Raw genomic sequence first — 24,093 nt, forward strand, 5'->3', positions numbered from 1 at the left:
TTTTAAGCGTGAACATCTTTGAACGAAATCCATTATTACAGATAGTTGGAAATTACAGCTACGAAAACGAAGTTCGGTCAAACACTAACCAGTTGAGTTTCTTTGATTAAACGTTGGGACACTAGTGGTTGGGGATATCGGTGATCAGCACCTCGGGCGGGCACGACGGCGACAGCCCGGCCTGCTTGCCCGGTGTCCACTCATAGGTGGCATGGGTGCCGAGATGGATCATGGCGTCGGCCCCGAACTTTTTTTGCAGCCAGAGGTAGGCGGCGATGTACTGATGGTGGGGATAAAGGGTGGTGTCGTGGTAGAGCTTCATCGGGTCGTCGCCCCAGCCCCGGGCCGGTTCCGGCATCATGACCATATTGCCCCGCCGCACCATGGGGATGACGATCTTGCCCTGGTGCATCATCATCTGAAAATCACCCGGTTTGCCCCACTGGTCGATCACGGCGTCGCGGAAGGCTTGCGGCAGTTCGGCAAACCATTTTTCATACTCCGCCGGATCAAGCAGCACCAGATCGCCCGCCGCCACCATGGCATCCAGTTCACCCGGCGCCCAGGTGCCCACGTTGCGGGCGCCGTTCAGGATCAGCCTCTTGATCTCTTGCTCACCGGGCGGCTGGCCGGTGGTATAGCCCGCCCCGGCAAGCCCCTTGAAAATCTCTTCCAGCGAGGCAAAGATATTGAGATAACTGGCCCCGACATTCTGCTTGCCCTGGTGGTGATTATAAAAGAGGATGGCGATTTTCTTGTCGCGGTTGGCCTTGCCTTGCAGGTTGATCCAGCCCTTGAGCCGGGGGATCAGCCGTTCGATATTCTCGGTGACCGGTTGGTTAACATACCAGGTCTTGCCGCTGGTCCGGTCCACCACCTTTTCCTTGGCCATGAGCACCGAGGGCTCGATCAACCCGGAAATCTCCGGGCTGGCCATGGTCCAGGCCACCTCCCGTGGTCCGATCCCCACCGGGCTTTGCCGCCACTCCTCCACCGTGTCCTTATAAAGGCTGATGGCCGAGATGATCGGCACATCGAGTTTGCGCAGATCCTCGGCCAGTTTAGGGGTGAGAGCGGAATAAAATTTGAGGGAAAAGGCGAGCAGGATATCCACCCGCGCCTTGCCCTTGTCATCGAGCAGAAAGGACTCGATGGCCTGCTGGTCGTTGCCGAAACAGGGCAGCACGTTGAAACCCGCCTCCTCCAATCGTTTGATCAGATAATCAAGAGGCTCCTGCTGGCCGGGAGTCAAATATGAGGAATAAAAAAGCAGGCCCAGGCGCGGCTTTTGGGGATCATGGCCTGGTCGCGCCGCCTGCCACTTGAGAAACGAGGCCACATCCGAAAAAAGATCCGGAGCCTCGGGATGATGGAGGCCAAGCCCCAACCGGGGCTGTAGCGGCGCGAAGGAGACCGCCGGGTCGAAATGGCGATGGATCACCAGGCGCAGCATGTTCTCGATATTTTCCCGGCTCAGGTGACGGAAGTAATCAGCCACCTCGTTATCAAAAAGAAAACCCTTCTTCTTTAAGGCCACGTCATCGTAAGAGCCGCGCAGGGCATAGATGGTCTTGCCAGAAAGATCGATTTCGGCGGTGAGATAATCCTCCAGATCCCGACCCATGACATCGACGACAATCACCCGGGCCGCCTCGATCTCCTTGCGTAAAGGCTCGCCACCCGGTTCCAGCTCGCCGGCGGAGACGACCTTGATCCGCTCTTTCAGCTCCGCCGCCATCCCGTCCACGGCCAGATTGCTGAGGTAGGAGTTATTGTCGATGACCAGCAAGGCAATTTCATGGGCCGGGGCGCTGGCCGGAAGCAAAAGGAGTATACAGATAATAAGGAGTTTTTTCATCATCATGGATTTCCCTCCGGCACATAGATCATGGAACCGTCTTCGAGCCGGTAGGCGGTGCCCAGGCGCTGGCCGCGCCCCTTGGCCTGCTCCGAGCTCACCATCATGGCCTCGATTTTTTTACCGTCCTTGATGATAATCTCGATCTCACCGCTGGCCGACTGTTTGGTAATGGTGACCTGTGAGTCCTGTTGCAGCAGATCTTCCAGACGATAGGCGCCAAAGATGGCCAGCAGCAGCCCGACGATAAAGACCAGACCCAGGTCAAAGAGATTGGCCACCCCGGCCATGGGGTCGTTGTCGGACAGACCGGCGCCTCGCTTCTGGTGGCGCTGAAGATATTTCATGATCGTTCCTCCCGCATGGCCACTTCGCAGAGCAGTTCCATATTTTTTACATCCTCTTCCACCCAGCGGCGCTGGATGGTGAAGAAGAAATAGCTGAGCAGCCCCAGGGCCATGCCCACCACCGTGGTGGTAAAGGCGATGACCAGATCCCCGGACAAACGGGTCAGATCGCCTTGGCCCAGGGCCGCCAGACCGGTACCCAGAGGAATAAGGGTACCCATCAGACCCAGTCCCGGCCCGATGCGGATCAGCATCTTGAGCCGGTCCAGCGAGCGCCACATTCCGTGCTCGGTGTCACGCAGCAGGTTGAGAACCGCGATCTCCGCCCCGGGCGTCTGCCGCACTTGATCAAATGCCTGGCCAAAAGCACGAACCGGGGCGGAAAAGCCGTTAAAGTGCAGGGCCGTCAATGATTCGATGGCGTTGGCAGGGGTGGACAGCCGCCTGCGAGCCAGCCACAGGCCGAAGAACTGGCCGCTGTAGGTCAGCAGCCAGACCGTAATGAGGCTGAGCAGCAGCAGCACCGGCAACAGCAGCGACGAGGAGACAAGATAGATAAACGATGCCAGCAGGGCGACGATGTTCATATATATCTCCGTAGTGATTGGATTAAACCAAAGCCAAAGGCCAGGGCCATGGCGGCCAGCAGCAGGAGCAGACGGGAGTCGGCAAGCACAACCATGTTGCTACTGATCCGGTAGATCCGTTCCAGGTCGCCGAACTGGGGCACGATGGCAATGGTTAGCAGGAAGTAGAGGGCGGCCAGCACCATGACCAGGCCCAGCCCATGGCCGCCGACCTTCTGGTTCAGGAGGAAGAAGAGCAGCCCGCTGCCCAGGCTGACCAGTACAAAACCGCCGGCAAGCCAGGCCATGAGCCAGGGATTGCCGGGCAGGAGATTGTGGAGAAAGGCCATGGTAAAAAGGATCACCGCAAAGCAGACCGGACAGGGCAGGGCCAGCAGCAGCCAGCCTCGGCTGGCTGCTGCTGGCTGGTCGCTTTGTTTTTGCAGCAGCACCACGCCCCAGAGCAGCAGCAGGGCGGCGAGCAGAAAATGGAGGAGCATGCCGCCCGCGGCAAGGGTCATGACCATTTGCAGGTGGGCCAGAAAATCAAAGTGAGCCACCATCAGCCAGGCCAGGGCAAAGAGCAGCAGGTAGCCGCCGTAAAAACCACCGACCACCAACAGGTTGCGCCGGAGACCGGCCTGCCGGCGCAGGCCGTGCCCCAGCCCGGCCCCGGCCTTGAAGGCAAAGACGCCCATGGTAAAAACAAGACCGAGGATGAGTGATTTGACCTCCATGGCTAAAACTCGTAGCGATAGGAGGCATAAAAGGCACGTCCGGGCTTGGGATAGCCTTTTTTCTCGTAATAATCCTTGTTAAAGAGATTATCCGCCCGCAAGGTGAGCCGGTGTTGAGAAAAGAAGGTGATGCCGACCACCAGATCCGCCACGGTAAAAGATGGATATTCCACCTCCGGATAGCCGGCAGCGTTCCAGTCGGTATCCTTCATCCGGCCCTGATTGCGAAAATGCAGCTTGGCGTCGAACATCCCGTCCTCGTACCGCACCCCGTAGTTTATCGTATGCCGGGCCACATTATGAATATCCCGCATGGTGCCGTCGGTTTGTTCCTCCCTGGCCTTGAGCATGTGGGTGGCGTTGATGAAGAATTCCAGGGAGCGTTCCCAAGCCAGGGGGGCGCCGATGTCGAAGGAAAGAATGGTTTCGATCCCCTCCATCTTCGCGCCCAGACTGTTTTGGTAGGTCGTGGTGGTGCCGGTTGTGACGCTGCTGATCCTGTCGTCAACATCGGTATGAAAATAGGTGAGATCCAGGTTCAAGCCCCACTGGGGCCGCACATAGCCAACGCCGAGATCGAAGGTGAGGGAGGATTCCGGATCAAGATCCGGGTTGCCCCGGGTCACCATGGTGATCCCACCGACCACGGTCTCCGCATAGCCCGCCAACTGGGCCGCGGAAGGCGGAACGAAGCCCTGGCCCAGGGTGGAGTGCAGCCTTACGCCGCCGTCAAATAGATAGTTCAGCCCGGCCCGCGGACTGACGGTGGAAAAGTCCTCCGAGTTCGGAGTGAAGTCGGTTTTGTATGGGGTCGTTTTGGTTTCCACCGTAAACGTATCGTAACGGCCGCCCAGGCTTGCGGTGAGCCGCTCATCCATGAGTTTCCAGATGGTTTCCAGATAGCCCGCCCAGTTTTCCCGGCCCTCGTTCGGGGACCAGGGAGCCTTTCTGGAACCGTCCTGATTATAACCGCGGCTCTCCACGGTGATATCCTGGTAATCAGCGCCGATGATGAAACGATGGCCTTGCCAGGAATACTCATTCTTAAGCTGAAAACCGAGCCAGTCGGTTTGCGAATCATAACCGCGAAACGGCTCAACCCGGACAGGCGCCCCGCCTGTGTAATGCTGGTAATTTTCCGAGGTTTCATTGGTCCGGTAGGCGGTAAAGGAGAGCCGGTTGTCTTTATTGAGATTGCCGGCCACGATAAAATCCAGGCCGTATCGGTCTATATCCTTATGCCCTGACTTCAGATCACCGTGAAAGATGTCGCCAGGGGTCTCAATGTCGCGGCCCTGGTAGAGATCACCGCTGAGATCAAAGCGCCACGTGTCATAAAAGGCTTTGCCGATGCGCAGGCCGCCGTTTTGCGTTTTATAGCTGGTGTTGGCCCTGGTCTCGCCATTACCCATCTTGAAATCATCGGCCTGCTCAAAACGCCGGGCGGAGAGGTCAAAATCAAAACCGTTGCCGACAGCCCCGCCCATAGCCGCCTTCTGGCTGTTGCTCTGAAAGGAGCCGAACCCGATCTCGGCCATCCCGGCGAGCTCGTCGCTGCTTTTTTTGGTGATGATGTTGACCACCCCACCCATGGCCTCACCGCCGTAGAGCGAAGAGGCCGGGCCTTTGAGCACCTCGATCCGTTCAATATTATCGACCGGAATGGTGGCGAGGTTGGTGGCCCCGGCCGGTCTGCCGTTGATCAGCACCAGGGAATGCTTGGTAATGCCGCTGAACTCCGGCCGGAAACCACGGATCCCGATCCCGGCAAGGGCGCCTGGATATTCAACGACCCCGATGGAACTGTTCTTTTTCAGTTGTTCCGTGAGGGTTTCACCGGAGGTTCGTTCAATCTCCCGGCTATCGATAACCTCCACCTTGGCCGGGATTGTCGTTATCTTCTCCTCGCCGCGGGTGGCGGTGACCACCACTTGCTCCAAGGTTACGGATTCTTCTCCGGCTAAGGCCGACACAGCAGGAAAAATGGTGAGTAAAAGGGGGAGACACAGCCGTTTTATCATGACCGTTCCTCCCTGAGACAATGGCGCATGCCAAACTGAAAGGCATTCCAGGCCGTTACCGCAAGCAGGGTGAGTTTACAGAGAATTCCTTCGCTTCCGACCATATCCCGTCCTCCTTTTCGGCGCTGCCCGGGCGACAGACGCCGGATCAGGTCCGGGCAAAAAAAATCCCCGGACCAATGAAAATTGATCCGGGGATTCCCTGTTTTTCCCACGAATATAACGATGAGCGATCCGCCCCTTGTCCACGGGGGCAGGCTCTATATAAGTTTGCAGACAGGTCTTCTGACTCCCGGATCAACCTCCTTTTGCGCCTTCCCAACCTTGATGAGGTCAGTGGCATATTCGCAAAATTCGTCCCCGGTCACAGCGGCGGGCCCGTCCCGGATTTACACCGGGTTCCCTATTAAGCTCGGTTAAGAGCATCTGAAACAGACAGGGCAAGTACCAAATGAGCAGTTCAATATCAAGAGGAAAGGTATACTGGTTTAGGGTGAAACAATAAAAAAAAATTCTGATGACGCCTTTATGCCGCCCTTACAGGGCTATTTTTGTTTTAACTTCATCTACCCAGGGCGTTGCCCTGGGCTATAATATGTCGCCCCGTTGGGGCTTCAGGCAAGCCCTGAAAGGGCGAACTACCGTAGCCCAGGGCAACGCCCTGGGTAAAACGCCCCCCAACAATAATAGCCCTGAAAGGGCGGCATAAAATGATGCAACGCGAGCCCAAAAACAGCGATGGCCCTCTTGGAACGCCAACAAATATAAATATTCAACCAAAAGCAGTATAACTACTCAGCACAGAGTAATGCCGTTGCCGGGGTCGGAGTCGGAATCGGGATTGAAAACGCTGGGATGCGTTCAGAATTATTCCTATTCCGATACCGACCCCGATCGCGATTGCTGGAGTAAGAGCGGACACAAAATGTGCTGAGTAGTTACGTGGGATTTTGAAAAGGCGGTGAGTGCTCGCTCGCGAGCCCAACATGGTACCTCCAAGCGGCGCGAACAGGATTGACTTTGTATTACAGATAATACATGTATTACCAAAAGGAGATGAGCATGCTCACCGTTCGACTTCCGGAAGAAATTGAATCCCGGCTCAACGATCTTGCCGATGCCACCAACAGGCCCAAAAGTTTTTACGTGCGTGAAGCCCTGAAGCGGTACCTTGAAGATATTGAGGATATTTATCTTGCCGAATCAGCGCTGGAAAAATTCCGGGCAAGCGGGGAAAAAGCGATTCCCTTAGATGAACTGGAGCGTCGCCTTGCCCTGGAAGATTGAATTCACGCCGGAGGCCGCCAAGAACCTTTCACGTTTGGGAAAAGAGGCGGAAAAAAGAATCCTGCGATTCATGCGTGAGAGAATTTCGAACCTGGAAGATCCCCGAAACACGGGAGAGCCGCTCAAAGGCTCACGTTTCGCCGGTCTCTGGCGCTATCGCGTCGGGGATTACCGGATACAGGTCCAGGGTCAGGGATTCGAACCGCAGCTCGTCGCACACGGTGTCCCGCGGGGTCGCCAGCAGACGGGATGCGGTCTGGACAATGGAAGACGTCCCGGGAAACGAACGAACCAGGGGGGAAAAGGCACGGGGGGTCCCGCCGCGGACCGGATGATGGTCGCTGATCATCGCTTCCAGGCACTTGCACATTCCGCCGGGCGCCCCGTCCAGCCAGGCGTAAACCATGGCCGGCGGCAGTTCGATGGAAAACCCGCGCATCACGCAACGGGCCGGCTGCACGTACCGGATTTCCCCCACCCTGCCCTTGCGCAGCCACAGCTCCCGGCCTTGCACGTTTTCGCGGACACCCGTCTCCGGAACGGCGAACTCGAAGCCTCCGGACAACAGCACATGAAAGCCCAGCCTGAACGAGACATCGTGATAGCTGCTTTCAAAGGGATCTTCGAGCAGATAGTCGCACATTCCAACGCCCAGACCGCGGTCGATCTGGACCATCTCCATCCACCCGCTGCCCTTGCCCCGGGGCAATTCCATGCGCAACCGCTCCCCGCGGCTGCTGTGCGTCGGCACGGTTTCAGCAAACACACCCCACTCGCGGTAATGCCGCCGGTAAAAATCCACGATGGAATCGCCCGCGTCGGAGGGAACACTGCAACAAGACTGGGTTGAGGACATCGACGACCTTGAGGTATTTCGTCGCCGTGCCCAGCCTCACAAGATTACCAAGGCAGCAACTTAACACGGCGAAACATGGAAATCCGGAGGCGGCACCCTGTCATGATAATGTACAAAAGCGCGACCGCCCGAAATTGATAGGGGTTGTCAATATTGATATCCATCTTGGATGTCAACGGTCTTCTGTCACGCCCCTCGGTTCATGTCTTCGCTCCATGCGCGTCCGGTATTGACCTGGAATAAGGGAGAGAACATGTACATATTCTCCCCCGCCCGTCGCATTTATATCAGGCGTTATGATGATGGTGACGTCCAGGCGGAAACACGGCTCTAATCTGTCCGTGCCGCACGGGATCCGGTCGGAATTAAGCGGATCAGCCGGATTGAAAGGCCATAACGGCTTTATCTCCCCAACTTGGGCAAACCACGAGCCTTCTCTGGCCCTGGAACTCCCGCCGCTCGCGGTCCGCGGTCTCGGGGAAGGGGCAACGTTACACGCGCAGGTCCAGACCTGCGTAGCCTGTCCCGGCCTGACCGAAGACCATGCCGCCGCTGGGCAACAGAAACGAGTTGGACAGAGAGGACTCGAACCAGACGGCCATGTTCTGCGCATGCAGACTTTGGCGGAGTTCCATGGGGGAAAGCTTGCGTTCCGCGATGCCGGTCAGCTTGCTCAACTGCACGTCCTTCGCGAACTTCTCGGCCATGTCTGGGTTGTCGATAAAGTATTGATCCACGACCGCTTTGTCCGGATGGTTCTCATTGGCCTTGATCAACCCCGTGGACGAATCAAGACGCAGGCTGAGGGAGGTCGTCATGTTCACCTCAAACGCGGCCATATCCGCCTTGAAGCGCTCGGACCATTCCTTTTCCTGGCTTGACTTGTAGTCAATCACATCTTGGAAGGTGAGCTTATTGTCGATGGATCTCGGGATGTCCGCCAGCAATGACTCGATTTGCCCCCGAACCTGAGACGCGAGCGATGTTTGTCTGAAACTTGCGCCGGACTGCTGCGTCTGCGTCCGGGTCTGTTGGGACGCCTCTGAAGCTTGGCCGAAGTTGGCGGCCTGCTGCCAAGAATAGCCGTATACCGCTGAATCGATCATCTGCGTCGACATCTCGCGCTCCTATGTCATGTGGTGGGAAAAATATGCATGCCCGTTCCCAAAGCACGAATCATACCACATGGAAGCGGTGGCCAGGCATCCTTCTTCAATGTATGTTTAAAGCCATGCCATGTATTTTTAGCATTTTTAGCGCCAAGGCTAGGGCAAAGGCCAGAAAAAACATGAGCGCCATTTGCACTCCCGGTCCAGCGCCAGAAGCCGGTTTCTGAGCGCAGCATGGCGATGGTCGCCAGGCAGAGCACGTACAAGGAGGCGGCCATGAAGGCCAGTGTCCCGGCTGGTTGCAAAGATTTCACAACCCTTCGCCTGTTCCGTTGGACGGCCAGAGATCGCAATGACGCAGATCCCAGAGTGTACGGGGGACGGAAAGGTATTGGCGTCAACAAGGCAGCAGGATGTGCGTGATGGTTATGGTGTCAAACAGCATCGAAAAATGACCCACCATCGGCGTCCAATTTTGACCCCCTCCGGGCGTGTCTGTAAGCATCCTGCCAGATGGCTGTGCGATGGCCGCATTAGCTTTACTGGGCGGATGTCCTTTGCCTCAGTCTCCAGCTCTCGTTTCCTGTCTCGATGATCTCACAGTGATGAGTGACGCGGTCCAAGAGTGCCGTCGTCATCTTGGCGTCCCCGAAGACCTGCGACCATTCGCCAAAGCTCAGGTTGGTGGTGATCATTACCGACGTCTGCTCGTGGAGCTTTGACAGCAGATGGAAGAGCAGTTGTCCGCTGGACCGGGAGAACGGCAGATAGCCGAGTTCGTCCAGGATGATCAGGTCGAAACGGGCGAGGGTGTCGGCCAGGCGCCCGGCCTTGCCCTCCGCCTTCTCCTGTTCGAGCTTGTTGACCAGATCCAGCAGATTGAAGAAGCGCACTCGCGCCCCGCCGCGGATGCAGTGGATGCCGATGGCAACGCTCAGGTGCGTCTTGCCGGTGCCCGTGCCGCCGACGAAGACGACGTTTGTTCGCGCCTCCATGAAGCCACCCTGACACAGTGTTCTGATCCTGTCCTCGCTCACCGTCTATGACGGGAAGTCAAAGCCTTCCATGTCCTTCATCACGGGAAACTTGGCGATCCCCAGCCGATACCGGATGCTGCGCATGTGACGCTCGGCCTTCTCCGCCCGGAGTAGCGCGAGCAGGATCTTCTCCGGCGTCGAGCCGGTTCTGCGTCCTTGCTCAAGCAATTCGTCATAGGCGCTGTGAGCCCCGTTCAGACCTAGTTCCTTGAGCATGCCCAACACGTCATTGCGCAGCATGTGCACTCCGCAGGAGACGGTCGTAACGACCGCAGTCGGCAACAGGCATGCATCCGAGTTCCAAGCATGAGGGGATGCTGACCACCGGCGCAGGCTCGTCGTCCTGCCGGCGGTTGAGGATGCTCAGAACCGCGTCCTTGCTCACGGTGCGCTGGCTCAGCGCTATCCGACATGCTTCCGCGACGACCTCGAGGCCATGGCTGGGGACGGCGGTGAGAATCCCGGCGAACTGGCGGTCCCAGTCGTCGTAACGTCGCAAGACCTCGCGGACCTGCTCGATGGCCTCGGGCAATTTCCAAGCCGTGAACGGAGCACCGTTGCGTAGCGCCCCTGGCTTGCGATCAAGCAGAGGGACGTAGTGCCAGGGATCGTAGACGGTCTTGTCGCGGCCGTTTTCGATGCCGATTACTGCGTTAGGTGGGTCATTATCCCATGCCGATTCACATTTACTTCTTCTCATCCAGCCAAACACATAAGCTGGGATGAACAAGAAACCGTCCAATCTATTTTCTCCACCCTGACCAGATGCACATGGATGGAAATAAACATTGATAAAGATTGTCTTTGTTAATATCTAAGAAGAATGTCAACAACGCTTAGCCACCGCTTATGCCGTCAGGTACATTTCAACAAACCAAGCGTACGCCCTGAACTGATGTTTACAAATATTACCTGGACATGCATCCTCCCCTCGCCTCCACCCGGCGCGACTTACAGCAACAGCTTGGCCACCTGGTAGGTCGCCATGGCCATGGTGAAGGCCAGGGTGAACATGATCGCCAATTGCACCCCGGTCCAGCGCCAGGAGCCGGTTTCCGAGCGGAGCATGACGATGGTCGCCAGGCAGGGTACGTACAAGTGGGAAGCAATGACAAAGGCCAATGCTCCGGCAGGAGAGATGGCTCCGGCAATGGCCGAGGAAACAGCCTGGCCGTCCGCCGCGCCGAGCGAAAAAAGCACGGCCAGGGTTCCGGCTGTGGTTTCCTTGGCCACGAACGAACTCAGCAGCGCGACCATGAACCGCCAGTCCATGCCCATCAGTCCGGCAAAGGGCTCCAGCCATTGACCTAAGCGATACATATAGCTGGTCTCGAGGCTCCCGTCGGGAAAATATCCAGCAGCCCACACCAGAATCACGGCGGCCATGATCAGGCCGGACACGCGGCGCACGAACAGCGATATCCTCGTCCACACCGCCCTGAGGATGGTTTTGATGTTGGGGCGGTGATACAGGGGCAGTTCCATGATCAATCCGTCTCCTGGACTGTGCGGCAGCGCGGCGTGCAACAGTCGGCCCGCCGCCGCGGACAGGGCCAGAGTCATGCAGGTGAGCGCCAGGAGCATCACCATGCCGGTCTTGAACGGGAAAAAAGCCATGATGAACATCACGGCCACGAATGTCTGCCCGGCGCACGGCAGAAAGGGCAGCATGGCCACGGTGATCAGACGCTGGCGCCGCGTATCCACCACGCGGGCTCCGGCCATGGCCACCGTGTTGCAGACCAGACCGAGAATCATGGGAATGGCGGATTTTCCCGTGATGCCGAACCGGCGCAGCAAACCGTCGAAGAAAAAGGCCATCCGCGCCAGATAGCCCACGTCTTCCAGAAAGCAGAATATTCCGTAGGTGAAGGCGATGAAGCAGACCAAGGCCATGTTCCAAGCCAGGCCCATGATGATCCCGTCCGCGAAAAGGCTGCCAAGCATTCCGGGATACGCGGCCTTGATGCCCGGTGCGGCGTCCATGACGGCGCGCAGAATTTTGCCGCCGGTGAGCACCCCGAGGGCCAGCCCGAGCAGCACGGCGGCCGGGGCTCCGATCCAGGCCAGGAGTCTGCCCCACACCGCATGCAGCAGGACCCGGTCCCATTTGGCCGTGGTTCCTGCCGCATCCCCGGTTTCGCGCACCGCCCCGGCGCAGACCTGGTTCACCCAGCGGCAGTTGGCCTCGACGGCGGCAACGCCGCGCGGCAAGCCGTCGTCCACGGGCCCGGCGGCGTCATGGTTTGTCACTGAGTCCGGAGCCGAAACACCAGGCGATCCGCCCCCGTTCCCGCTGCTTTGCCAGGAGCGTTCCACGGCGCAAATCAGTTCCTGAACGCCCACGCCCCGGGCCGCGCTCATCGGCACCACCGGACAATTCACGGCCCGAGCCAATTCGTCGGGTGCGACCTCAACGCCCTCGGCTTTTGCCACGTCCATCATGTTCAGGGCGATGACCATCGGCTTTTTCAGGGCCGCCATCTCGGCCACGAGATACATGGTTCTTCTGAGCGACGCGGCATTGACCACGGCGATGATCACGTCCACGTTTCCCGTGGCCAGAAATTCGGCGGCAATCTCTTCTTCCGCCGAATTGGCGCTCAGACTGTAGATGCCTGGAAGATCAACCAGCCGGAAACCGGCCGCGGGTGTTTCCACCAACCCTTCCCGGCACTCCACGGTTTTTCCGGGCCAGTTGCCCACATGCTGACGTGAACCGGTAAGCCCGTTGAAGATCGTGGATTTCCCGCAATTGGGCTGACCCGCCACGGCCACGGTCACCGTTTTCCGACCTGCCCCAGGCATCCTTGTCCCGCACACCCCGCCTGCCATGGCGGGCATCGCCTCCCCGGATGCTTCTCCCTGCACGCCGCCCATTCTACCGTACCACCGGACCGACAAGAATATCCGCGACGATCCGCTGATCAAGCGCCAGATAGGTGCGGTCCACGGCGACCACCACCGTTGCCCCGCCGTTTCTGACCATGGTTACGCAGGCCCCCGGAGCGAGTCCCATGGACGCGAGCCTGACCGCCAGCCCTTCTCTCATTACCCCGACCAGAATCCTGCATTCCTTGATCCGCATCTCTGAAAGCGGAGCCGTTATTTCCGTCGCCGTTATCGACATTACACGTCACCTTGTCCTTCCATGCATGTTGAAAAATTATCCCGCCCTGAAAACCGCCGCCACGCGATGGACGACCTATTTCCGCGCGACATCCAGATCCATCGGCCCCATGGGCGTCTCCACGGTTCGCGAATGCACATGGCGAAACCCGCATCGCAGCATGGATGCGGCGATCTCGCCCTGACTGAAAAAGACGTCACGGCCCAGGCGCATGGCCTCGCCCAGATGTCCTAGCATGATGTCCGGCCTGGTCCGCTCGTGGGTCAGGCCGTCCTGGAAACTGGCGAAAACCCCTCCGGGATTCAGGGCCGCGAAGACCTTCCCGATCAGCGTGTCCAGATCGTGCCGGGCGAAGTTCAGAGTCGAGCAGGCCCAGACCAGATCATACCCCGTGCCGATGTCGTCATGCAGATAATCCCCGGCCTGTACGCTCAGGCGATCCTGGGCGGCGTATTCCCGAATGAATTCTTCGGCAGCCGCGACCACCGCCGGCCGATCGAACACCACGCCGGTCATGGACGGATGGGCGGCCGTGAAATACAGAGCGAACATGCCGTGCCCCCCGCCCAGGTCGAGCATTTTTTGAAACCTCGGGAATTCCGGCAGGTCCGCGAGAACGGCGGCCATGGTCTGCCCGACGCCGCCCGTGACCCATGCCGCGCTGACCCGCGCGGCTTCGGCCCACGTCGCTTCCGAGGAACCGTCGCAGACAGGGTCGCGCTGCGGACCGCCAAGCACCAGCTTTGGAAGATCCCCCAAGGAGTCCGCGCATCGGTGCGTGATCATCAGCAGCAGGTCTCCGAGATAGACCGGGCTGCGGCGCATCAAAAAGCGCATGGTTTGCTCGGTGTTGCGATACCGCCCCTCCTTCTTCTCCACCACCCCGATGGCGGCCAGGGCGTCAAGAAACAGTTCCGTATTGCCGGGGTGCGACCTTATGGCCGCGGAGAGTTCCGATAGGTCGCGGAACTCGTCCAGATGATCGAAAACCCCCAGTTCGAGTCCCACGGTCAGCAGGCGGGCGCGGATGGGCGCGGCGACAAGGCCGTACAGGTCCGAATAATCCTGTTCAACAAATGGCAAGGGCAGCATTGTTCACTCCGTGTTATTTTGATTCATTTCAAAGCATGCAGCCCGGCTGATCAGTCCATATCCACCTGGGCATATGCCTTGTCCGAATGGCTCTTTCTGGTAATAAAAGTGAAGCACGTTTTCAATATCAATCAATATTTATTGCTCCTCATGCCGCTGGATACATGTAGATCAGAAACGCAGGGTCAGGGCCACACCGAAGGTTCTTGGATCGCCGTCCTGACCGAAGACCGGCAGGTTGGGCCGCTGAAGAGAGACGACCTGATATTCGGCATCAAAGGCATTCTTCATCCAGAAATAGAGATCAAGATGCTCACTTTGCAGCCCAACCCTGAAATTGACCAGTTCATATGGAGATTGCCGCAATTCGTTGGCGGCGTCCCAATAGAACCGCCCCATGCCCACCAGGTCGGCGCGGGCGAAAAAGTTCAGCTTATGCTCCCGGCCCATAAGCGATATCGGCCTGAAGGACGGCGCCCGATACTGGACGCCCAGGTTGTAATTATAGGTAGGGGCCAGGGGCAGGTCCTTCCCCTTGTAGTCCGTTCCATCCGTAGGATCGGCATATGTTTTGAAAGTTGCCTTGTTCAAGGCGAAACCGGCGTTGAGGTCAAGGCCCGTGAACGCCTTGAACATGGTTTCGACTTCCACCCCGCGGCTGGTGCTGGATCCCGCGTTCTCGACATAGGTGCTGGCACTGCCCTCCGGCATCACGAAGGTCAGCTGCTGGTCGTCCAGGGTGATGTAGTAGCCCGCGAGATTGACCAGAAGTCTGTCCTCCAGCCACCTGGACTTCACGCCGAGTTCATAGTTCCAGGAATACTCGGGATTAAAGCGCACCTTGTCGGCGGAAGGCGCAATGTGGTTGAACCCTCCGCTCCTGTAGCCCCTGGCCGCGGAAACGTACGGCATGACGCCTTCCCAGGTCCGCCAGGCAACGGAAAACTTCGGCGACAGGGCGTCTCCGCTGGATTCATGGCGGCTGGTGAACGCTTGGCGGATATCTGCTCCGCTCATGGAGGTTCCTCGGCTGAGTTCAAGGATGTTTTTCTCGTGTTCGTAGCGCAGCCCGGCCGTGAAATCCAAACTGTCGAAAAAGGTGCGGGTGACCTGGCCGAACAGGGCGTGGCTGGTGTCCTTGAACTTGCCCCGGGTATTCGCGCTCAGACCGGGCGTCATGCCGAACAGCGCGGCCTGGCTGTCGAAGAACTGGGTGTCGTCAACGGTCTTGTCGCGCTTGAACAGGTAAAGCCCGCCAAGCCATTTGAACGGGGAACCGTCGTCCGGAGACGCCAGTCGCAGTTCCTGGGAATACTGCCTGCTGTCGATGTCCTTGCGGAAATGGGTGATGTCCAGGGGTGAGAAATCCTGGTCGTTGATCTCCAGGTTGTCCCAGGACCTGTAGGCGCTGATTGAGGTCAGCCTTGCAAAGGGGAGATCCCAGTCGATGTTCAGCGACGTGCCCCAGAGGTCCGACTCCGCCTTGCTCTCAAAATTGTGGGAATAGGTCCAGGGTTCGTCCGCCGGGAGTCCAGCCGCGGCCCAGGGAGTCATTCTGCGCAGCGGATAGGCCCCGGTGCGCTGCGTCTGACCGTCCAGATTCAGGGAAACCTCCAAATCCTCCGTGGGAAGAAAGGCCATCCTCATCCTGGCACCGCGACCGTTGAAATGATCCCCTTCCTTGCCTAAAAAGCCGAAAGCGGTGTTTTCCTGGTAACCGTCCCGGCCTTTGGCGAAACCGGAGACTCTGAGGAAAAGCTTGTCGCGGACAATGGGCGCGTTCACCTGCGCCGAGGATTCCAAAAGGCCGTGGTTTCCCGCTCCGGCGTTCAGGGTCGCGGAGAGTTCGTTGTCCGGCTTTTTTGTGATGATGTTCACCACCCCTGCCAGGGTGTTCCGACCGTACAGGGTGCCCTGGGGGCCTCGCAGAACCTCGATTCGTTCCAGGTCAAACAGGGGATAGTTGAACATTCCCAAATCCGAATACCCCACCCCGTCCACCTGAAATCCCACGGCAGGTTCGTGCTTCACGGCCCCGATGCCGCGCATGAACGCGAAGTTGTGGGAATTCGCGCCCCACCCGGAGAACGTGAAATTAGGAATTTGATGAGACAACGACTCCACGCTGTTCACCCCGGCGTTCTCAATGGCAAACTCGGAAAGCACGCTGATGCTGGCGGGCACCTCCTGAACGTTTTCCTCTCGTTTTTCCGCCGTGACCACGATCGTGTCCAAAGCGACCTCCCCCTTGTCTTCCGCCCATGCCCCGGGACTTGCCCCTAAAACGCAAGCCGCCAGAACAACCGAAAATGTCCATCGCAACATGTGTTCCTCCCTGCATACGTTTTGAAGTTGAAGAATTCGCGGCATGCTCCCATGCCTCATGCAGACCGATCGATCAGTCAGCATTCTTGCCATAAAAAAAACACGCCTCGGGCACACCCGGCAAGGGATTACTCCCGCGACGTCAGCAGGCCGGTCGTCAGTATCCGTTCCAGATCCTGGATATAGCGCTCATCCACGGCCTCGTCGTCCGGATCGAGCCCGAGACGGTGGCAAAAGGCAGGCTTGTTGTTCAGCCAGAACAGGTGCGCGCCGGTCAGGATACTGATGATGTGGGCGGGATGCAGATCCTGGCGAACGTGTCCCATTTTCTGGCTTTCAACGACCTTTCCCACGGAAAGGGCGAACAACTCATTGGTGGCCTCCCAGGGCGTACAGTCTCCTTCCAGTTGCCGCCATAACATGATCCGGCGCAAATTTGGATTTGACCGCCAGAACGCGAGATACTCCCTCGGCCATTCCCGGATGAAGGATTCGACGCAAAACCCTTGCTTCAGCAGGGGCAGCAAGACTCGGGCGAACCGTTCGCCGAATCTCGCCTTGACCGCCTCCCAAAGCCCCTTTTTGCTCTTGAAATGATGGTGAAGCAGGGCCTGGGACTTTCCGGACAATTTGGCGATACGGCTCATGGAAGCACCGGCAAAGCCCTTTTGCGCGAAAATCTCCTCCGCTGCGTCCAAAATACTGCATCGACTCCGATCCGGGTCACGATGTTCCGACATGCTGCCCCCATTCAATTGCTGACCGATCGATCGATTATATTAGAGCTGAAAACATGTCAATGGTGAATTTCAATCTCAAAAAGCTATGCCATATCAGGTTTTGACCAAGGGGCAAACGGTGGGCGAATATCTCCTCTATTCACCCACCCCAACAGTGAAGCAACTCTCGTCCTGGACGACGTCCGTCTGAAATATTGCTCGAATATTTCTTGTTGGCCCCGTCACGATCGTGATGGATCACTGCCTAAAACCGAGCCCGTAGAGTCACACCGAAAGTCAATGGGTCGCCGGCCTGGCCCAGGGGATCCGAGCCCGGAAATTCAAAGGCCACGACTTCATAGTTCGTATCAAAGATGTTCCTTCCCCACAGCACGAGGTCGAAATTTTCGGTTTCCAGGCCCAGACTCATGTTCACCAGGTGGTAGGCGCTTTGCCTGAGGGTGTTCGCGTCGTTCCAGTAGAACGGGCCGACGCCGTTCACCTCGGCCCGGGCAAAGACGGACAACGGACTTTGATACCCGAACAGCGAGAACTCCTCCAGAATCGGCCTGCGGTATTGCAAAGCCAGGTTGTAGGTGTATTCCGGCGCCAAAGGCGTGGTCTTTTTGGAATAGTCCATGTCAGCCAGGGGATCGTCGTACGTAACGTATTCCGCGGCGGTGTACCCGAGCCCCGCCTCCAGGGACATGCCCGCGGCGAGCATTGCGCTGGATTCCACTTCAAACCCCATGCTTCTGGATTTGCCGGCGTTGCGGATGATCGTGTCCGCGGAGGGTAGCAACTGAACCACCTGTTGATCCCGCAGGTCGATGTAAAAAGCCGCGGCGTTGAGCAACAGCCGGTTGTCCAGCCACGCGGATTTGAACCCCACCTCGTAGTTCCAACTGTATTCAGGATCAAAGGATGCATCGCCGGGCTCAAGATGCCCGGTGTTGAAGCCGCCGCTTCTGTAGCCCCGCGAGACCCCGGCATAGGTCATGAAGTCGGACGTCCACCGGTACCCCAACTGGAATTTCGGCAGCCAGGCACCATTATCCGTGGACTCGTCCAGGGACGCGCCCCCCAAAATCATGCCTCCGGATTCCATGGACATGGCATGGTCCATGGAACTTTTCTCATAGTCGTAGCGCAGTCCGGCCGTGAGATCCAACCTGTCGAACAAGGTATAGGTCCCTTGGCCAAAGATCGCGGCCCCCCGTGTCGTGAGGTCGGAGCTGGTCTTCCGGTCAAGGGCCATGCCCGGCAGGGCCACGTCCGGAGCAAAGGACATGGTCAGTTTGTGCTCCTTTTTGGAACTGAACCCGTAGAGTCCGGTCAGCCACTTGAAGTTCGCTCCGTCATCCAACGAGGCAAACCGCAACTCCTGGGAGAACTGGCCGTCGTCAATGTCCTCGTGCGCGGTCATGAGCGGATAAATGGTGAAATCCTGATCATTATCCGCGACGTCTTCAAAATGGCGGTAAGCCGAGATGGACGTCAGCCTGAACCACGGGGCGTCGTAGGCCACGCGCAGGGAAGTGCCCACATGGTCCCGGTGGTTCCGACCCTCGTAGTCATAGGCCACATGATGGGGGTTGTTCCGGACCTCATCGAGTTTGGCCAAGGGAAACACGCCGTCGCGCAGGCGCTCCCCGTCCAGACTGTAAGTCACGTCCAGCTCGTCGGTAGGGGTCCAGCGCAGATGCATCCGACCGTTCAGGGAATCACGGTCGTCCACGTCCCTGCCCAGGTAGTCGTTGCGGCTGTAGCCGTCCCGTGTTTCCATACCGCCCGAGACGCCCAGATAGAGCTTGTCGTCCACCAGAGGGGTGCGCATGGACACGTTGGTGCGCAACAGATCGTAGTTGCCGAATGTCTGATCCAGCCCGACGCGAAAGACATTGTCCGGCTTCCTGGTGACGATGTTCACGACCCCGCCCAGGCTGTTGCGGCCGTACAGTGTCCCTTGCGGCCCGCGCAGCACCTCGATCCGTTCGATGTCGAAGAGATTGGCGTCGAACACCCGTGCATCCATGTAGTTCACGTCGTCAACGTAGAACCCGACCGCGGGATCGTTGTTCACCGCGCCGATTCCGCGCACGAACACGAACGAATTGCCGCGGAATCCCCAGTTGGAAATGAACAGGTTGGGTACCATCCGGGAGAAGTCCTGGATGGTCGTGATCCGCGCATCCTCAATCCGCGTCTCCGAGAACGCGGTAATGCTCGCCGGAATGTCCTGCACGTTTTCGCTGCGCTTTTCCGCCGTGACCACCATGGGCTCAAGCTGAAGGGATTCCTCTTGGGCGGAATCCTGAGCCGGGACGGACACAGAGCTGAAAACAAGGGTCGCTGCAATCGCCAAAATCTTTGAGGCCATATCTTTTTTCCGAGTTGCAAACATTGGTTTCTCCTTTTCACGAAAAAAAGTTCGCGGAAATTGCACGATTCTAAACTTCATTCTCATTTCACCATCATTGCGCCATGCACCAATGATGCGTTTCATTACCCCTTGCGGGCAATATCCACGTCCATGTTGCCAATGGGCGTAGGTATGGTTCTGGAACGCACCCAGCGAAAGCCGCGGTCCACGGCCGCGTGGGCGATCCTGCCCTGAGGAAAGGTGTAGTCCATGCCCAGCATCATGGCCGGCATCACTGCCCCGAGCATGGTGTCCGGCTTTGTGCCTTCATGGGTCATTCCATCCTGAAAACCGACGAAATATCCTCCGGGCTTCAACGCCCGAAACACCTTCGAGATCAGCTCTTCCAAACCGTGCAGCGCGAAATTCAGGGTCGCGCTGGCGAAAATCAGGTCGTACCCCTTGCCGATGTCTCCGGTGATGTAGTCTCCCGGCGCATACTCCACCCTGTCCGCCATGCCCCATTCATGAACAAATCTTTCGGCCGCCTCGAGCACCGCGGCCCTGTCCAATAAAACCGCCCGCAACGTCGGATGATCATGCAGCATGTACAAGGAAAACACTCCATGACCGCAGCCCATGTCCAGCATCTTGCCGAATTCTCCAAAACCCGGCAGCGTCTTGATGATATCAGCCACCTGCCTTCCCACGCCGCCAAAGACCCACCCCGCGGAATCCCTGGCTTCACGGGCCCATAATGACTCGTCGGCAAAGTTCTGGACATCCTGGTCCGCATCCGGGCCGTTTTTCACCAAACCGGCCAACTTTTCCAGGGGGTTGAGCCCCGCATGCTGGGCCTGGAGCAGCAAGGGGCCGATGCACGTCGGTTCCGTGCTCACCAGAAAAAGCCGGGCAATGGGAAGGTTTCGGTAGCGCCCTCCTTGTTTTTCCAGAAGATCCATGGTCGCCAGGGCGTCCAGCAGACGGCGGGTGTTCTCCGGATGCGTGCCCAGCCGCGTTGCGACCTGTTCCGTGGACGCGAATTCCGTCAGGATGTCGAAAACCTTGAATCGGATGCCGCAATTCATGAACGCCGCTTTCAACGGTCCCATGGCCAGTTCATGCAGGGGCCGGTAACTGAGATCAACCGCGGGTAGTGTTTTCATTCTCCCTTCCTTTGTTCAACTTGGCTTCGCGTTGAGTGCTTCGGACGCACAATACCGGGCGCTCCCGGCCGTCCCGTGAACATTTTCAGGCGGCAGAATCGCTGTTATTCGTCCCTGTGTCGAACACATGGCGAAACAATGCTGTCATTTGGCGAACAAAGAAAAAGAGAAGGCGGCGGTATCCGGCGAGAGCCGGGCATGGTCAGACGTCTGGGCAGAAGATTGTCTTGCGGCTTAAGACTTCCTTGAGGCAGGCGCTGGGCTGAACTCCGAAATGGGCCAGAAAGGAGCGGGCAAAATGACTCGGGCTGCTGAACCCGGTGGCGTAGGCGATTTCCGTGATGTTCATCTCGCCTTCATGGATCAGCAGCCAGCCCTGTTCCAGGCGCTGCCGACGCAGATACTCGAAAAGCGTGGTCCCATGAACGGCCTTGAAGGCCTTGTTCAGCGAGGTATGCGCCATGCCCACGGCACGGGCTATTTCAAACAGAGATGGAGGATCGTGCAGATTTTGCAGCAGCATTTCCCTGGCCAGACGGACGCGTTCCCTGTCCGCTCGGCTGGGTGTGGGGCGGCAATTGTTTCCGGAGAACCGGGCCATTTGCAGCGCCACGAGTTCCAGGGCCTTGCTTTCAACAAATATGCTCCTGGTCAGGCCGTGATAGGGGCAGGCCAGCAATTGCCCGACCACGACGTGCATGGCCGGGGTCATCCCGTTCGGTTGATAGTAATGGTTCCCGCCGCTCCCCCGCAGATGCTCCAGCAGCTCCGGGGCGTGAATGTCCGTCTGTTCCGAAAGATAGCGATCGAAGAGGCTTAACTCGACATGCAAAGCCGCAACGCGGATCGGCACATGCGCGGGAAATTCCATGACGCCGTGGGACCGGGGAAACGCGCAAACCACGTTCGCTCCAGGTCGGGCGGCGATCCTGCTCTCGCCGTCGTGATGGGCGACCGTGTAACGAGCCTGGCCGGACGCATGAAAGGAAAACTCGAAAGGAACCAGGTCGGTCTCAAACTCGATCCGGACCGGCTCCCGTGCGATGAAATCCGCCAGAATGAGCTTCAGGCCTGGCCTGACGTCGATTTGTCGCGCCCAAGAGCCTACCGCCTCGGGAGTATCTCCCCTCATCTTCGTGGTTTTGAGGGTGCCATCGTCCTGCTTGGGCGGATTTTTCGCCCCATCGTCTTCAAGCCTCGCGTCCATGCCGACATTGTCTCCGCATACGAATCTTGAGTTGGGAGATGATAAGAAATTGACGGAAGGCTTACAAAGCAGTCAGTGGCATCAAATAATACTACAGCGAAACTTCATGCTTTGATTAGCAAGACGGCCTGATTGTGGCCCACGGAACACACGGAAATACACGGAAAACCTGGGAACAAGGGAATCTTGGCCTCGTCATTTTCAAGAGCTTCCGCAAAGTATCGCTGTAGTGATAACGACAGGCGGTCATTGTCGAATTGATGTTCGGATCATGGCCGCCTGTCGTTGATATTTCGGATGCGCCTCAGAACTTCGCCGACACTCCGACGTAGAACGTGGTTGGCTCGATTTGGACCACGTCGTCCCGCTCAATGCGCTTGTCGAAGATATTGTCCACTCCGGCAAAGATTTCGAAGTTTTCGCCGAAGCCCTTGGCCAGGTAGGTTCCGAACAAGGGGTAGGAATAGCTGTCGCCGTCCGCGTAGGTCATCCGGCCGACGTAGGACATCCGGAGGTTGGCCCGCAGCCGCCATTCCGGCAGCTCGTAACCCAGCTTCACGAACCCCTTGTACTTGGGCATGCCGCCGATGTCCTCGCCTCCGGTTTTGTTGTCCACGTCCTGCCAGGTCAGATTGCCGTCCAGGGAAAAACCCAGGGGCAGCCGGACTCCGGCCTCGGCCTCAAGGCCTTTGATGTCGGCCTCGGCGATGTTCCGGTACTCGAACATGCTGCGCCGATCCGAGCCCGCGCCCTCGGTGCGCAGGAACACGGTCTCGATCAGGTCGTCCACCTCGGTATAAAACCCGGTCAGCCCGCCCCAGAACGGGCCGTGCTCACCCTCCACCCCCAACTCGTAGCTGGTGGACTTCTCCGCTTTCAGGTCCGGATTGGCCTGGAACACCTCCTGCCCCCTGCGCCGAAACGAGGTTACATACAGTTCGGTCAGGGAAGGGGCACGGAATCCCTGGCCCACGGAGCCTTTCAAACGCAGACCGTCCGTAAGGGTGTAGACCAGGGAACCGCGCGGGCTCCATTGATCGCCAAAGGCGGAATGATGGTCATAGCGCACCCCCAGGACCACGTAGAGTGGATCGAGGAGATGAAACTCGTCCTGGAGCAGGACGCTGACATTGTCCACGTCCTTGTCCGTCCGCAGCTGCATCTGCGTATCGTCCAGTTCATCCCGGCGATATTCCGCGCCCACGGTCACCAGGTGATCGCTCAGGACCAGGGCGCTGTAGCGGGCCTCGGCCTGGGTCGTGAACTGCTTCGTATTTCGCTCCCCAGAGGCGGCAAAGGGGGCAAATCCTAACTCGTTCCTGAATTCAGAGCGATTGACCCGGAGCATGAGCTGGTCCGCGTCCCGCAACTGTGCGTCGTATTGCACGTAGTAGCCCCAGCGTTCCTCGTCCGCTTTGCGCTCCCTGGCCTGCTGTTCGTAAAACTGGTCGCCGGTGTAGGTGTTGTCCATGTACTCCAGGCCCGCGGAAAGGGTCTGGTAATCGGTGAGGTCAAAGGCAAAGCGTCCGGCCAGAAACCCGGGCTTCTCCTTGAAGCCGTCGTCGGGCAGGCTGCCGGACTTGTCCCAGCCGTCCTTGTGCCGCAATTCGCCGGACAAAAGAAAGCGAAACCGGTCCATGGGGCCTCCGACCAAACCGCTGCCCACGTATTCCTTGGCTTCGTCGTCCCGATTCACCCCGAACTGGCCCTGGACCGCTCCGGTCCACTCTCTGGGCGCGGCCTTGGTGATGATGTTCACCACCCCGCCCAGGGCATCGCTGCCGTACAGGGCCGAAGCCGGGCCCCGCACGATTTCGATACGCTCAACCATCACCGTGGGAATCTGGCGCAGATCCACCATGTCGTTGAAACCAAAAGCCAGACGTCGTCCATCCAGCAGAACCAGGGTGTGCTTGCTGCGCGCCCCGCGGATGCTGGGGACCTGCACCCGGCCGGACTCCCGGGACACCACCAGGCCCACCGCTGCTTCCAGGGCCTCGGCCACGGTCAGGGCGTTCAGATCCTGGATATCCCGGGCCGTGATCACCTCCACGGCTCCCGGAGCGTCCAGGATGGTTTTCGCTGTTCCCGTGGCGGAAACCACCACCTCGTCCAGTCGTTGCGGCGCCTCCTCCTGAGCGGCCCAAACCGGACCTCCCCCCAGAGCGGCCACGACACCCACCGCCGCGATCCACGCTTTCCAAACCATTCCTTCCTCCATTATGCGTTACATGCCCACTAATCGGACTGTTTGCATCCAGCACCCTGGCCGTC

Annotated in this window: 19 protein-coding genes, 2 pseudogenes and 1 riboswitch; of the genes and pseudogenes, 2 read left to right on the forward strand and 19 right to left on the reverse strand. The window is 58.4% G+C overall.

Annotated elements, in window-relative coordinates:
• Window positions 1–121: 121 nt before the first annotated feature.
• The 5 genes from C6366_RS10790 to C6366_RS10810 are packed head-to-tail and all read right to left on the reverse strand — an operon-like array spanning window position 122 to window position 5,529.
• Window positions 122–1,864 (reverse strand): cobaltochelatase subunit CobN, encoded by a 1,743-nt coding sequence (locus C6366_RS10790; protein WP_107737846.1) that lies wholly within the window; start codon window positions 1,862–1,864, stop codon window positions 122–124.
• On the reverse strand, window positions 1,861–2,205 hold the full coding sequence (locus C6366_RS10795) for a DUF2149 domain-containing protein (protein WP_107737849.1): 345 nt from the start codon (window positions 2,203–2,205) through the stop codon (window positions 1,861–1,863). Before C6366_RS10795 ends, C6366_RS10790 begins: the two co-directional genes overlap by 4 nt.
• Window positions 2,202–2,792: a MotA/TolQ/ExbB proton channel family protein gene (locus C6366_RS10800; protein ID WP_107737851.1), complete on the reverse strand. Its 591-nt coding sequence runs from the start codon at window positions 2,790–2,792 to the stop codon at window positions 2,202–2,204. Before C6366_RS10800 ends, C6366_RS10795 begins: the two co-directional genes overlap by 4 nt.
• Window positions 2,789–3,508 carry a DUF2162 family putative transporter gene (locus C6366_RS10805; RefSeq protein WP_107737852.1) on the reverse strand — a complete coding sequence of 240 codons (720 nt, stop codon included), beginning with the start codon at window positions 3,506–3,508 and terminating at the stop codon, window positions 2,789–2,791. Before C6366_RS10805 ends, C6366_RS10800 begins: the two co-directional genes overlap by 4 nt.
• Before the next feature lie 2 nt (window positions 3,509–3,510).
• Complete coding sequence (locus C6366_RS10810; RefSeq protein ID WP_107737854.1) at window positions 3,511–5,529, reverse strand: TonB-dependent siderophore receptor; 2,019 nt, start codon at window positions 5,527–5,529, stop codon at window positions 3,511–3,513.
• A 257-nt stretch (window positions 5,530–5,786) separates the two neighbouring features.
• Window positions 5,787–5,974: riboswitch (cobalamin riboswitch) on the reverse strand.
• A 617-nt stretch (window positions 5,975–6,591) separates the two neighbouring features.
• Between C6366_RS10810 and C6366_RS10815 the strand changes: the two genes are divergently transcribed.
• Window positions 6,592–6,816, forward strand: coding sequence for a DUF6290 family protein (locus tag C6366_RS10815; protein ID WP_107737856.1), 225 nt, complete (start codon window positions 6,592–6,594; stop codon window positions 6,814–6,816).
• A pseudogene (locus C6366_RS20265) lies at window positions 6,782–6,940 on the forward strand (type II toxin-antitoxin system RelE/ParE family toxin); the annotation flags it as partial. The gene C6366_RS10815 and the pseudogene C6366_RS20265, both read left to right, overlap by 35 nt.
• Window positions 6,941–6,946: 6 nt before the next feature.
• Here C6366_RS20265 and C6366_RS20270 read toward each other — a convergent pair.
• From C6366_RS20270 to C6366_RS10885, 14 genes and pseudogenes are all read right to left on the reverse strand, one after another.
• Window positions 6,947–7,672 carry a hypothetical protein gene (locus C6366_RS20270; RefSeq protein WP_233248470.1) on the reverse strand — a complete coding sequence of 242 codons (726 nt, stop codon included), beginning with the start codon at window positions 7,670–7,672 and terminating at the stop codon, window positions 6,947–6,949.
• 491 nt (window positions 7,673–8,163) lie between these two features.
• Window positions 8,164–8,790 (reverse strand): hypothetical protein, encoded by a 627-nt coding sequence (locus C6366_RS10825; protein ID WP_107737860.1) that lies wholly within the window; start codon window positions 8,788–8,790, stop codon window positions 8,164–8,166.
• 14 nt (window positions 8,791–8,804) lie between these two features.
• Window positions 8,805–9,095: a hypothetical protein gene (locus tag C6366_RS19315; protein WP_146164829.1), complete on the reverse strand. Its 291-nt coding sequence runs from the start codon at window positions 9,093–9,095 to the stop codon at window positions 8,805–8,807.
• A 225-nt stretch (window positions 9,096–9,320) separates the two neighbouring features.
• Window positions 9,321–10,058: pseudogene (istB, locus tag C6366_RS10835) on the reverse strand (IS21-like element helper ATPase IstB).
• Complete coding sequence (locus C6366_RS10840) at window positions 10,045–10,518, reverse strand: hypothetical protein (protein ID WP_146164830.1); 474 nt, start codon at window positions 10,516–10,518, stop codon at window positions 10,045–10,047. Before C6366_RS10840 ends, istB begins: the two are co-directional and overlap by 14 nt.
• A gap of 251 nt (window positions 10,519–10,769) precedes the next feature.
• Window positions 10,770–12,662: a ferrous iron transporter B gene (locus tag C6366_RS10845; RefSeq protein ID WP_233248466.1), complete on the reverse strand. Its 1,893-nt coding sequence runs from the start codon at window positions 12,660–12,662 to the stop codon at window positions 10,770–10,772.
• A 37-nt stretch (window positions 12,663–12,699) separates the two neighbouring features.
• A complete protein-coding gene (locus C6366_RS10850; protein ID WP_107737865.1) occupies window positions 12,700–12,948 on the reverse strand; it encodes a FeoA family protein in 249 nt (82 codons plus the stop codon).
• Window positions 12,949–13,023: 75 nt separating this feature from the next.
• On the reverse strand, window positions 13,024–14,040 hold the full coding sequence (locus tag C6366_RS10855; RefSeq protein ID WP_107737867.1) for a methyltransferase: 1,017 nt from the start codon (window positions 14,038–14,040) through the stop codon (window positions 13,024–13,026).
• Between the two features lie 171 nt (window positions 14,041–14,211).
• A complete protein-coding gene (locus C6366_RS10860; protein WP_158269740.1) occupies window positions 14,212–16,365 on the reverse strand; it encodes a TonB-dependent receptor in 2,154 nt (717 codons plus the stop codon).
• A gap of 128 nt (window positions 16,366–16,493) precedes the next feature.
• Entirely contained in the window at window positions 16,494–17,105 is a 612-nt protein-coding gene (locus tag C6366_RS10865) for a TetR/AcrR family transcriptional regulator (protein WP_107737871.1), read from the reverse strand.
• 244 nt (window positions 17,106–17,349) lie between these two features.
• On the reverse strand, window positions 17,350–19,464 hold the full coding sequence (locus C6366_RS10870) for a TonB-dependent receptor (RefSeq protein ID WP_107737956.1): 2,115 nt from the start codon (window positions 19,462–19,464) through the stop codon (window positions 17,350–17,352).
• A gap of 125 nt (window positions 19,465–19,589) precedes the next feature.
• Window positions 19,590–20,612, reverse strand: coding sequence for a class I SAM-dependent methyltransferase (locus tag C6366_RS10875; protein WP_031386383.1), 1,023 nt, complete (start codon window positions 20,610–20,612; stop codon window positions 19,590–19,592).
• A gap of 202 nt (window positions 20,613–20,814) precedes the next feature.
• Window positions 20,815–21,819 carry an AraC family transcriptional regulator gene (locus C6366_RS10880; protein ID WP_107737873.1) on the reverse strand — a complete coding sequence of 335 codons (1,005 nt, stop codon included), beginning with the start codon at window positions 21,817–21,819 and terminating at the stop codon, window positions 20,815–20,817.
• A 304-nt stretch (window positions 21,820–22,123) separates the two neighbouring features.
• Window positions 22,124–24,028: a TonB-dependent siderophore receptor gene (locus C6366_RS10885; protein WP_158269741.1), complete on the reverse strand. Its 1,905-nt coding sequence runs from the start codon at window positions 24,026–24,028 to the stop codon at window positions 22,124–22,126.
• Window positions 24,029–24,093: the final 65 nt, after the last annotated feature.

This window comes from Desulfonatronum sp. SC1, assembly GCF_003046795.1.
Classification (GTDB): Bacteria; Desulfobacterota; Desulfovibrionia; order Desulfovibrionales; family Desulfonatronaceae; genus Desulfonatronum.